This window comes from Cytobacillus sp. S13-E01 (assembly GCF_029193815.1).
Classification (GTDB): domain Bacteria; phylum Bacillota; class Bacilli; order Bacillales; family Bacillaceae_L; genus Bacillus_BV.
Genome location: NZ_JARFVC010000014.1, coordinates 15088 through 27656, shown reverse-complemented (window position 1 = coordinate 27656; position 12569 = coordinate 15088). Strand labels below are relative to the sequence as shown.

At 35.3% G+C, this 12569-nt stretch carries 11 protein-coding genes; 9 read left to right on the top strand and 2 right to left on the bottom strand.

Going from position 1 to position 12569, the window contains the following annotated elements:
- Positions 1 to 53: 53 nt before the first annotated feature.
- Together PY093_RS10710 and PY093_RS10705 are read right to left on the bottom strand one after the other, a co-directional pair.
- Positions 54 to 395: a hypothetical protein gene (locus PY093_RS10710; RefSeq protein ID WP_275645889.1), complete on the bottom strand. Its 342-nt coding sequence runs from the start codon at positions 393 to 395 to the stop codon at positions 54 to 56.
- Between the two features lie 161 nt (positions 396 to 556).
- On the bottom strand, positions 557 to 1324 hold the full coding sequence (locus PY093_RS10705) for a DUF1189 domain-containing protein (protein WP_275645888.1): 768 nt from the start codon (positions 1322 to 1324) through the stop codon (positions 557 to 559).
- A 180-nt stretch (positions 1325 to 1504) separates the two neighbouring features.
- Here PY093_RS10705 and PY093_RS10700 point away from each other — a divergent pair, with 180 nt between their 5' ends.
- From PY093_RS10700 to pstB, 9 genes are all read left to right on the top strand, one after another.
- Positions 1505 to 3136 carry a Na/Pi cotransporter family protein gene (locus tag PY093_RS10700; RefSeq protein ID WP_275645887.1) on the top strand — a complete coding sequence of 544 codons (1632 nt, stop codon included), beginning with the start codon at positions 1505 to 1507 and terminating at the stop codon, positions 3134 to 3136.
- 86 nt (positions 3137 to 3222) lie between these two features.
- Positions 3223 to 3705, top strand: coding sequence for a DUF456 domain-containing protein (locus tag PY093_RS10695; protein ID WP_275645886.1), 483 nt, complete (start codon positions 3223 to 3225; stop codon positions 3703 to 3705).
- 169 nt (positions 3706 to 3874) lie between these two features.
- Positions 3875 to 4483 carry a superoxide dismutase SodA gene (gene sodA, locus PY093_RS10690; protein ID WP_275645885.1) on the top strand — a complete coding sequence of 203 codons (609 nt, stop codon included), beginning with the start codon at positions 3875 to 3877 and terminating at the stop codon, positions 4481 to 4483.
- A gap of 157 nt (positions 4484 to 4640) precedes the next feature.
- On the top strand, positions 4641 to 5936 hold the full coding sequence (locus PY093_RS10685; RefSeq protein ID WP_275645884.1) for an MFS transporter: 1296 nt from the start codon (positions 4641 to 4643) through the stop codon (positions 5934 to 5936).
- Positions 5937 to 6343: 407 nt separating this feature from the next.
- Positions 6344 to 8485, top strand: coding sequence for a peptidoglycan D,D-transpeptidase FtsI family protein (locus PY093_RS10680; protein WP_275645883.1), 2142 nt, complete (start codon positions 6344 to 6346; stop codon positions 8483 to 8485).
- Positions 8486 to 8708: 223 nt separating this feature from the next.
- Positions 8709 to 9695 carry a PstS family phosphate ABC transporter substrate-binding protein gene (locus PY093_RS10675; RefSeq protein WP_275645882.1) on the top strand — a complete coding sequence of 329 codons (987 nt, stop codon included), beginning with the start codon at positions 8709 to 8711 and terminating at the stop codon, positions 9693 to 9695.
- Between the two features lie 126 nt (positions 9696 to 9821).
- Positions 9822 to 10766, top strand: a complete 945-nt coding sequence (gene pstC / locus PY093_RS10670; RefSeq protein ID WP_275645881.1) for a phosphate ABC transporter permease subunit PstC — start codon at positions 9822 to 9824, stop codon at positions 10764 to 10766.
- 2 nt (positions 10767 to 10768) lie between these two features.
- On the top strand, positions 10769 to 11653 hold the full coding sequence (gene pstA / locus PY093_RS10665) for a phosphate ABC transporter permease PstA (RefSeq protein WP_275645880.1): 885 nt from the start codon (positions 10769 to 10771) through the stop codon (positions 11651 to 11653).
- Positions 11654 to 11670: 17 nt separating this feature from the next.
- Entirely contained in the window at positions 11671 to 12507 is an 837-nt protein-coding gene (gene pstB, locus PY093_RS10660; protein ID WP_275645879.1) for a phosphate ABC transporter ATP-binding protein PstB, read from the top strand.
- The last annotated feature ends 62 nt before the right edge of the window (positions 12508 to 12569 follow it).

Here is a 12569-nt window from a genome sequence, read left to right as displayed (position 1 = left end):
ACTTAGGACTGTAACAATTGTACCAGTCAAAATGTAAAATTGACAAGATGGAGTCATTCTCTGTTTGTATATAGTGGAATTTTATATTCTTTACCAATTTTTATTGAATCAGCTGATGAACTTGGATTTAAAATTTCAAAATCTTTTATTATTGTTTGGATTGATACAGGAATTGATCCGTTTGATTGGTCTTCAATTAACGATAAAACTGTGTCTCCAGCTTTTATTTTTACGGTTTGAAATGGAACCGACTGTTTTTTAGGCTCCACTTCTGGAGCTTTTTCTGATGCCTTAACCGCTTGTCCATTTATAGACGGTAAAGTCCCTTGGCTTATATCATGATAAACAATATATAATAAGAACATAATGATAAATGCACCGATTAATTTTTTCATATTGTTAACCTCCTTAAATAGTACGTTAGTTAACAATATGCTTGTCCACTTTAAAAAATGACAAAAAAAGTATTCCTTATAGGTAATACGAAATCTAAGAATAAGAAAGTATTAATGTTCTAACCTAGTTTTGCTGTCTAGCTCCGCACCCTTCGCATTTTTTATTTTTTACGTTTAGGAATTTCTTTAAATGCTAGGTATAAAACAAATACTGAAACAGCCCAGTTTAAAAAGGCAGCATATGGAACCTGAGCTCTAACTGCTTCCATAATTGTAAAGAACACGGTTGAAATGGTCACACTATATGCTGCGATAATCCAAGTATGACGAAAGCGTAAATTCACACCTACTATATTTTTCAATAGTAAACCAATTAGACCAATTAAAGTGACTTCAATAAACTTCAAACCACTTACCATGATATAAAGCATTAGGAGAATCATCGGGATAAGAATTGGCAATGCTGATTGAAAAGTGTTAAAAAAAGAACGTATATCGTTATCGGTAATTACCATATCCTCTACCATCGTATAATCAAAGGTTTGAAGATTTGCATTACTATAAATGATTAACTCGTCCTGTAAAAGTGCAATGGTATAAGGGTAGGATTCTACATCACGAGACGTAATCGTTCCAGTACTATCTAATATGAAGGTAAAGTCATCATTACGAATAGTAAATGGCTCAGTCGATGAAGAAATTAACTTCCCATTTTCAATTTTAAATTCAGGCAAATCCTCTTGAAAAATATCTTCAAGGTATGAAATGCCATTAGTAAGGTCACTAGTAATAAAATATCCTGTTGGTAGCATTGACAGTAAAGATAAAAGGAAAACAAACAGTATAGTTTTGCCTATCCCTTGGAAACGATAAGAAGAAATATCTCTTGGTGAATACACGCTCTTATAAAATTGTTTGAACACAGACATCAAAACACATCCTTTTAGTACATTCATTCATTATTTTAACGAGGTAATCTTAATTTAACAAGGAAAAATAAACAAAAAAATTGCAGTGAAAAAGCTTTACAACACAGCACTGTTAAGTTACCCTTTTTAAGGGTTTGTATTATTTTGTCGAACTATTAAATACATAGGGGTTGAAAAGACTTGGAACTAGATATCCAAAAAATGATTTTTGAGTTTATTGGTGGCCTTGGTATATTCTTATTTGGAATAAAATATATGGGGGATGGCTTACAGAAGTCTGCTGGAGATAAATTAAGAGACATTTTGGACCGATTCACAACAAATCCTTTTATGGGAGTACTCGCTGGTATATTTGTTACGATACTACTACAAACCAGTAGTGGGACTACAGTTATTGTCGTTGGTCTAGTTAGTGCTGGCTTTATGAATTTAAGGCAAGCTATTGGGGTAATCATGGGTGCCAATATTGGAACGACAGTAACGGCATTTATTATTGGGATTAAAATAACCGATTACTCATTACCTATCATTGCTGCTGGTGCAATACTTTTATTCTTCTTTAAAAGTAAAAGAGTGCATAATTTTGGACAAATCGTTTTCGGGTTTGGTGCATTATTCTTAGGACTTGAAATGATGGGTGATGGTATGAAGCCATTACGAGCATTAGAAGCATTTCATGATTTAACGGTAAGCATGAGTTCAAACCCAATTCTAGGGGTTGTTATCGGTACTGTATTTACAGTTATCGTCCAAAGTTCAAGTGCAACTATCGGAATCCTACAAGAACTATTTGGAGAAGGCTTAATTAACCTAGATGCTGCTCTACCAGTCCTATTTGGTGATAACATTGGGACAACCATTACAGCTATTTTAGCCTCAATTGGTGCCTCAATTGCTGCAAGAAGAGCTGCATTAACGCATGTTATTTTCAATTTACTAGGTACAGCAATCTTTTTAATCATTTTACCTTTGTATTCAAGAGTAATCGAAGGACTACAATCGATGCTCGGGCTTAACCCCGAGATGACAATTGCATTTGCTCACGGTACATTTAATATAACGAATGTAATTATTCAGTTCCCATTTATTGCGTTACTAGCAATAATTGTAACTAAAATAATTCCTGGTGAGGATTCGGTTGTTGAATATAAAGCAAAACATTTAGATCCGATCTTTATTGAGCAATCACCTTCCATAGCTATTGGTCAAGCAAAAGAGGAAGTGATCAGAATGGGACAATTTGCTGTCCTGGGGATGGAAGAAACAAATAACTACTTAATTAATAAACAGCAAAAACACGCTGATACTGCTTTACAAATAGAAGATGCAATTAACAATTTGGATAGAAAAATTACAGACTATCTTGTTAAGCTTTCTTCAAGTTCATTGTCTGAATCAGAATCAGAGTTACATTCAACTTTGGTCAACACAGTACGAGATATCGAACGAATTGGGGATCATTTTGAAAATGTCGTCGAACTTGTTGAATATCAAATTTCAAATAAGGTACTCCTAACCGAATCAGCTTTAGCTGATTTGCAAGATATGTTTACTCTAACAACTACGACCATAAAAGCTGCCTTTAAATCTCTAGAGGATGATGATAAAAAAGCAGCAATCGAAGTTGTAAAGATGGAAGAACAAATCGACACTATGGAACGCTCGTTACGTAAAAAACATATTCTTCGATTGAATGAAGGCAAGTGTTCAGGTCAAGCAGGGATTGTGTTTGTTGACATCATCAGTAACCTTGAGCGAATTGGTGATCATGCGGTAAATATCGCGGAAGCAGTACTTGGAGAACGACACTAAGTTCGTAAAGTGGAATAAATTACTATATACTAAATGCAGGGGAGAAATCCTTTGCATTTTTTTACGTTAAAGGAGTTAAGTGACATATGGATATTATTTATTGGATCATAATAATAGCTTGTTTTGTGGTTTCATTTATTGGCTTGATTTATCCTATTATTCCGAGTGTTATTTTTATTGCTGTAGGCTTTATTGTATATGGGTTTGCATTTGGCTTTGACAACCTAACGATTTTGTTTTGGATCATACAATTGATATTTTTTGTTATATTACTTGGAACGGATTACTTTACTAATTTATTTGGAGTAAAAAAATTCGGTGGAAGTAAAGCAGCAATTTGGGGCAGCACAATTGGTTTGTTAATTGGACCCTTTGTTATACCAGTAGCAGGAATTATCATTGGACCATTTGCTGGTGCAATTATTGGAGAAGTAATTGTTCATAAGACTGAATTTAAAAAAGCGATTAAAATCGGGGTTGGTTCTCTGCTTGGTTTCTTAAGTGGGGTTGTTGCTAAAGGAGTAATTCAAGCAGTAATGATAGCATACTTTTTATTTGTGGTAATCTAACTGCGCTTGGTATAAAACATCGCAGGATAGGTAATCTTATACAAGGTGCTTATTAATTGATATTTTATGGTACTTTTGGTAATGTAAAAGTAATCAACTTGGGAAACACTATTATTTGTTTCGCCTAAGTTTTTTAAATTTGTTACATAATACAAGGAGGAATTTAATTATGGCTTTTGAACTACCACAATTACCTTACGCTTACGATGCATTAGAACCACACATTGACAAAGAAACAATGAATATTCACCACACAAAGCACCACAACACTTACATTACTAATGTAAATGCTGCATTATCAGGAAACGAAGAATTATTAAGCAAAAGTGTTGAAGATCTAATTTCTAACTTAGATGCTGTTCCTGAAGCAGTACGTACAGCAGTACGTAATAACGGTGGCGGACATGCTAACCACAGCCTTTTCTGGACACTTCTATCTCCAAATGGTGGCGGAGAGCCAACTGGTGAATTAGCAGATGCTATCAACAGTAAATTCGGTAGCTTCGCTTCATTCAAAGAAGAGTTTGCTAAAGCAGCAGCAACTCGCTTTGGGTCTGGTTGGGCTTGGTTAGTTGTAAACAATGGTGAGTTAGAAGTAACTAGTACACCAAATCAAGATTCACCTTTAATGGAAGGCAAAACTCCAGTTCTGGGTGTAGACGTTTGGGAGCATGCTTACTACCTAAACTATCAAAACCGTCGTCCTGATTATGTAGCAGCATTCTTCAATGTTGTGAACTGGGATGAAGTTGCTAAACTTTATAGTGCAGCAAAATAAAATGGTCAATGAAAGCTACATGAGAAGTAATTCTCTGTAGCTTTTTTCGTACCTTAATTTTGAACAACTTCCCTATTTTCGAATATCTATATCATTTTCGAATATCTATATCGGCTTTTTGGCAAACTACCGAATAGATGAAGAAGGGGAGTCCGCTATGTTTGGTTTCAAAAAAGTAATTGGAGATATAGAAATTAATAAAGATTTAGTGCTACTACTAGTTATAGGAGGATTATATTCCCTAAGTGTCGCCCTATCCAATACCTTTGTTAATGTTTATTTATGGAAACAATCTGGTGAATTTTTTGATCTAGGGATTTATAATCTTTCGATTGTTGTCATGCAACCATTAGCATTTTTATTGGCAGGTAGATGGGCCAAGAAAATCGACCGAGTAATTGTACTTAGATTAGGTGTATCCTGTTTAGCCATTTTCTTTATAACAGTCTTATTAATTGGAGAAAATGCCTCCCATTTTCTACCTGTATTAGGTGGTTCTTTAGGTATTGGATATGGTTTCTATTGGTTAGCATTTAATGTACTAACCTTTGAAATAACAGAGCCTGAAACACGTGACTTCTTTAATGGCTTTTTAGGACTTCTTGGTTCCTTTGCTGGAATGATTGGTCCGATTGTAGCTGGTTATATTATTTCAACAATGGAAAAGTTTACTGGGTATACTGTGATATTTACAATTTCTCTTGTACTTTTTTCAGGAGCAGTCATAATTAGCTTCTTTCTTAAAAGAAGACCAGCAGAAGGAGTTTTTTTATTTAAGAGAATTCTTCAAGAAAGGAAAAATAATCGTAACTGGCGCCTTATAACAAATGCTCATTTTTTTCAAGGAATCCGCGAAGGGACCTTTGTGTTCGTTATTTCCGTATTAGTTTTCATAACCACTAACAGTGAACTAGCTTTGGGGAAATTTGGGTTAGTGAATTCAGCTGTTGCATTTGTATCATATTACCTTGTAACACGATTAATAAAAAAGAAACACCGTAAAATGGCAATACTGTTAGGAGGTATACTTTTATACGGCTCTATTTATATAATATTGTTTGATATTACCTATACGAAGCTACTTATTTATGCGGTAGTTATTGCGGTTGCATACCCCATTATATTGGTTCCATATGTATCATTGACCTATGATGTAATCGGAAAAGGCTGGAATGCAGCGAAAATGCGAATTGAATATATTGTTGTTAGGGAATTATTTTTGAATTCAGGTAGGATTATTTCTATTTTATTATTTCTTATTGCAGTTTATTTTTTTGATGAAAAAAAGAGTATTCCTATTTTATTAGCTATAATTGGAGCAGGACATACCTTTATATATTTCTTTATACGTAAAGTTGAAGTACTAGACCCAGGGGAGTCTAACAAAAAAACTAGGATAAAGTCTCCTGCTAACCGTGATTTAGCTGAAGGCGAAGGTGGGGCGACAAGTTAATGTTTGCAAAAGTCCCTATAATTAATTATGGTAAATACAAAGAGTATCTTATAAAATAGATATATAAGGCACCGTCCTGGTGTCTTTTTCTACTAATCAAAATTTATGTACATTAATTCTGAATGGATAAGAGCAACTAGGGCAATCGCCAAAAAGGCTTTCTTTAAAAGAAAATTAATTTGTACCTAGTACCTCCGGGCGCGCCCTGCGCTTTTGTTAAAAGATAAGAAAGTATAAAAATTTGTACCAAGTTTTAGTGTCTAGCTCCGGGCGCCATCGACTCTATGGTATAAGCCAATCCGTCCGGAAGGTAAAGAACAACCTTCCAGCCGGCTTGTCTTATGCTTGTCGCCGATAGGCGGGCGCCCTGCGTTTTTCTTATTAAAAAACAAAGGTTGTTGGTCCCTATGAAAAAAAAGAAAAAGTCACATGTTCCGTTTCGTTTAAATATGTTGTTTTTTATGGTATTCCTGTTATTTTCAGCATTAGTACTTAGGCTTGGTGTTGTCCAGATTGTTCAAGGCGAAAACTATCAGAAAGAAGTTGATCGCACAGAGAACAGTATAGTAAGTACTCCTGTTCCTAGAGGCAAAATCTATGATCGGTTTGGGCGTGTAATCGTTGATAATGAACCATTACATGCAATTACCTATACACGTGCTCAAGGAACAAAACCGACCGATATGGTAGAAGTTGCCAAAAACCTCTCAACATTTATTGAGAAAGAAACAACAAAGTTAACTGAGCGAGATATTAAAGATTATTGGTTAATCACTCGTGACGAAAAAGCGAAGTCGCTAATAACAAAAGAAGAATTGAAAATGCTTGATGATAAGGAAATAACAAATAACGAGTTATATCAATTGCAATTAGATAGGATTACTGAAGCTGATCTTGCTGAAATCTCTGAAGCTGAACTGGAGGTTGCTGCTATTTTTCGAGAATTGAACAAAGGCTACTCCCTCACTCCTCAAATAGTAAAAAATAATAATGTGACAAATAAGGAATATGCTGTTGTAAGTGAACATCTAGAGGAACTACCAGGAATTGATACGACAACTGATTGGGCAAGAAAATATTCATACGGTTCAATGATTCGTTCAATATTAGGTAATACTACTACTTCAGAGGAAGGACTTCCAAGGGAAAAATTAGACTACTATTTAGCAAGAGGCTATAACCGTAACGACCGCGTTGGAAAGAGCTACCTTGAAGAGCAGTATGAAGAAGTTTTACATGGACAAAAGGGTAAGATTGAAAACATTACGCAAGGTAACAACTTACTAGATACAAAAGTAATATCTGAAGGTGAACGAGGAAAAGATTTAGTATTAACAATCGATATGGACCTCCAACAAGAAGTTGAAAAAATCATAGAGGAAGAACTGCTAAATGCTAAAAAGCAACCTGGTACACGCTTTTTAGACAGTGTGTTTGTAGTCATGATGGATCCAAAAACAGGCGAACTTTTATCAATGGCTGGTAAGAAATATGTGATAAGAGATGGAAAACCAGATTTAGATGATTATGCTCTTGGTACAATGAATTCAGCCTACACAATGGGTTCTGCTGTGAAGGGTGCAACTGTCTTAACAGGTTACCAAACGGGAGTGCTACAAATTGGTTCGAGAATGCGAGATGAAACACTTTATATACAGGGGAGTCCGCCCAAGAAATCTGTTTCTACATTAGGGATAATTGATGATCTAACAGCATTACGAAGATCATCGAACGTGTATATGTTTAAGACAGGTATCGCAATAGCAAATGCAACATACCGTCCGTATAAGGCTCTCCCATTTGATCAAGAAGTATTCCCAACTATTCGAAATTATTTTAGTCAGTTTGGCCTTGGGGTGAAGACTGGAATTGATTTACCTGGTGAATTTGCTGGGATTACTGGGAAGGATACGAGTCTTCCTGGTTTCTTATTAGACTTAACAATTGGACAATATGATACGTATACTCCTTTACAAATGGCTCAATATGTTTCAACAATTGCCAACGGTGGATTTCGAATGCAGCCTAAAATTGTTCGTGAAATCCGTCAGCCGACTATGGAGCAAGAGCAACTTGGACCAGTTGTAAAGCCATTCGAACCAACCATATTAAATAAAGTGGATATGAGTATGGAGTATATTGAAAGAGTTCAGGAAGGCTTTAGGCAAGTTATGCAAGAAAATGGTGGAACTGCTTTAGGGTTCTTCGGAACTGCACCTTACAAGCCAGCTGGAAAGACGGGAACAGCAGAATCATTTTATTATGATGGCGAAGGGAAATTTGGCGAAAAGAAAAAATTATACAATGCTTACAATGTAACATTAGTAGGTTATGCCCCGAATGATAACCCAGAGGTTGCGTTCTCGGTCGTTGTTCCATTTGCATATGATAATTATGGTGATAGACACCCCATTAATAATATAATTGGTCGACGTGTTTTAGATAAGTATTTTGAGTTGAAGGGGAAAGAGAGATCAACGGCACCTGTTTTAGTGGATGAGACTGAGGAAACCCAGACAGAAGGTCAAATGGATAATAGTGATGAATAAATACTAATAGCAACTTAGCTTTTTAAGCTGACTTGCTATTTTTTTGTTTTTGAATTTACTAGGATAGTGACTATCAACATCCTAATCTTCGACAAAAATATACATTGTTTTTCTCAAGTTTACAAAATCTTTACAATGCCTTAAAACGGAATTAATAGTTTTCCTTTATATTAATTCTTGTAGAATAAAAACAATCAATCACAACACTTTAGGGGGAAAAGAAATGAAAAACTTTAAAAGCCTACTTCTTATGTTAATTATGACTGTATTAGTAGTTTTTGCTGCTGGATGTGGCAATGCTGAAAATACAGAAAATAATGAGGAACAAACAGGAAATGAAACTGCTGAAGGTGCAGTTGAATTAGAAGGTAGCGTTGTAGTTGATGGCTCTGGTACTGTATATCCGTTTATGGCTAAGATGGCAGAAAATTATATGATAAATGAACAAGAAAACGTATCGGTTGAAGTAAGTCGTTCTGGAACAAGTGCTGGATTTAAAAAGTTTCTAGTAGAAGAAGGTACTGACTTTAATGATGCTTCTCGTAAAGTTAAAGATGAAGAACTAGAAAAAGCTCAGGAGCTTGGAATTGAAGTGAAAGAGCTTAAAGTTGCACTAGATGGTTTAACAATTGTAATTAACCCAGAAAATGACTGGGCTACTGAACTTACACAACAAGAGGTTATTGATATCTTCCTTGCAAGCTCAGGTAAAAAGAACTGGTCTGATGTTCGTGAAGGATTCCCGAACGAACCAATTCAAGCCTACGGACCAAATGAAAATCATGGTACGTATGAATTCTTCTGGGAAGTTATCCTCGATGAACAAGATTTAGTTGAAGGAACAAATCTACAACAAGAATATTCCACGTTAGTTGATTTAGTATCAAAAGACAAAAATGCAATTGGATTCTTTGGATATGGTTACTATGTAAACAATAAAGATAAATTAACAGCTGTAAAGGTTGACTTTGGAAATGGTCCTGTTGAACCATCTTTAGATACTATAAAAGAAGATGGAGATTATGCTCCATTTACCCGTCCAGTATTCACCTATTTAAATGTTAATATGGCTAAAGAAAAGTCACAAGTGTTAGATTACGCTATCTATACTATGAAGAATGCACCAACTGTTGCAAAGGAAACTGGTTTTGCTCCATTAACTGAAGCCGAAATTGAGCAAGTAGTAGGAGAATTAGAAGAGTTAAAGTAAGTATGTGAAAGAAGATGGGAAGCTTTATTAGCTAAGGCCTCTCATCTTCTTAGATATTTTTGCAAATTAGTTTGCACCTGTCCTTACCTACAAAATGTATAAGGATGAAAGGGGTATTTCAAGAATATGATTAAATCCTTGGATAAAGAAAAGAATGTTAGAGAGTTGATTGCCCAAAATAAGAAAAAAACGAATATAACCAGTGTCTTTGAAAAAATAATACCTAATTTACTTCTATCAATTGCCATTGTTTCAATTCTTACTACAATTGGTATCCTATTTACCTTAATAACAGAAACACTTGCTTTTTTTAAAGCAGTACCTATTCTTGACTTTTTTACGGGGACTGAGTTAAAGCCACTCGGAGAGAACGCTAAATTTGGTGTTTTACCACTGTTAACTGGAACTCTTATTTCATCGCTAATTGCCATGTTCGTGGCTATTCCAATTGGTATGATGTCTGCTATCTACCTGAGTGAATATGCAAGTGAGAAGGTTAGAAGAACACTAAAGCCAATTTTAGAAATTCTAGCTGGTATTCCCACTATTGTATATGGTTTCTTTGCATTTACATTTGTTACTCCTCTATTAAGATCATTTATTCCAGGTCTTGAACCAACTAACATCCTCAGCCCAGGAATTGTAATGGGGATTATGATCATTCCAATGGTAGCATCATTATCAGAGGATGCGATGAGCTCTGTACCTAATGCAATGAGAGAAGGTGCATTGGCACTTGGTGCTACCAAACTGGAAGTAACCTGGAAGGTTGTTATACCTGCTGCCATTTCTGGGATCATTGCTTCATTTGTTCTAGGAATTTCACGCGCAATAGGGGAAACAATGATTGTGACGATTGCAAGTGGGAGCTCAAAAAACTTTACGTTTGACATTACACAATCCATGCAAACAATGACAGCATATATTGTTGAAGTAACAGGTGGAGAAGCAGTTGCTGGTTCTACTTTATACTACAGCTTATATGCCGTAGCAATGACTTTATTTGTCTTTACTCTACTAATGAATCTAGTTGCACAGTATATCTCTCGCAGGTTTAGGGAGGAATATTAATTATGAAATATGTCGATGCTACTCAAGTTCAAAAACGTATGGGCTCTCGCTTATTAACGAATAGGCTTGCAAAAATATTGTTTTTATTATCAACTTTATTTGGTTTGTTAGTTCTTATTATATTATTTTACCGTGTTATTGCACAAAGTTTAGGTTGGATTGACTTTCAATTTATTACGAATAAACTCTCTACCGATCCAGAAAGAGCTGGAATTATGGGCGCTATATTTGGGACATTGTGGTTAATGGTTGTAGTAGCACCAGTTACTTTATTTTTGGGTGTAGGTACAGCTATTTATATGGAGGAATACGCAAAAAAGGGACGACTCCAATCATTTATTCAAACGAATATATCAAACTTAGCTGGTGTTCCTTCTATCGTGTTTGGTTTATTAGGTCTAACAATATTTGTCAGAGCATCGGACTTAGGAAACATCGTTTTAGCAGGTGGATTAACAATGTCGCTTCTAGTGCTACCTGTAGTGGTAGTAGCAAGTCAAGAAGCAATTCGCGCAGTACCAGGCTTTTTAAGAGAAGCTTCATACGGAATGGGTGCAACAAAATGGCAAACAATTAGAACGGTAGTCTTACCTGCGTCAATACCTGGAATTTTAACAGGTGTTATTCTAGCTATTTCTAGAGCTATAGGTGAAACTGCTCCACTAGTAGTAATCGGAATACCTGCATTATTAATTCCTTTACCAGATGGAATCTTTGACAAGTTCACTGTTTTACCAATGCAAATTTATTACTGGACAATTGACTCTGCACTTGTAGATGAATATGCAAACTTAGCAGCAGCTACAATTTTAATCTTATTACTTGTTTTATTAATAATGAATTCAATAGCTGTCATTATTCGTAACAAATTTCAAAGAAGATTTTAATGGGGGGATAATTAGCTATGGTATTGTTAGCAGATCAAGAAAAAAAGAATATGCAAACTAAAATCAATACAACAAAATCTAAAAAGTCGAAACCTGATAAAAAGATTGTTTATGACACAAGAGATCTAAATCTATGGTATGGGGAAGATCAGGCTTTAAAAAACATTAACCTTCCAATCAATGAAAACGAAGTGACGGCAATTATAGGACCATCTGGCTGTGGAAAATCTACCTATATTAAAACCTTAAACAGAATGGTTGAGTTAATTCCCGTTGTACGAATCTCAGGAGAAATATTGTACCGCGAAAAGAATATTTTTGATAAATCGTATAAGGTTGAAGATTTAAGAACGAATGTTGGAATGGTGTTTCAAAAACCGAATCCATTTCCAAAATCGATATACGACAATATTGCATACGGACCTAGAATTCATGGGATTAGAAGTAAAAAAATTCTTGATGAAATTGTTGAAAAGAGCTTACGAGGTGCAGCTATTTGGGATGAAGTTAAAGACCGCTTAAATGAAAATGCCTATGGACTCTCAGGTGGACAACAGCAACGTCTTTGTATAGCTAGATGCTTGGCAATTGAGCCAGAGGTAATTTTGATGGATGAACCTACATCTGCTCTAGATCCTATTTCAACATTAAAAGTAGAAGAGCTTGTACAAGAATTAAAACAAAACTATAGTATTATTATCGTTACCCATAATATGCAACAGGCAGCACGTATTTCTGACAAAACAGCATTTTTCTTAAGTGGAGAAGTTGTCGAGTTTGATGATACGGAAAAAATCTTTTCAAATCCGTCAGATAAACGCACCGAAGATTATATAACTGGACGCTTTGGATAAGAGCTAATTCGTCAAAAAGTACGTTCGACAAGTACCTGGTACCTGTCGAATTTTAGAAACAG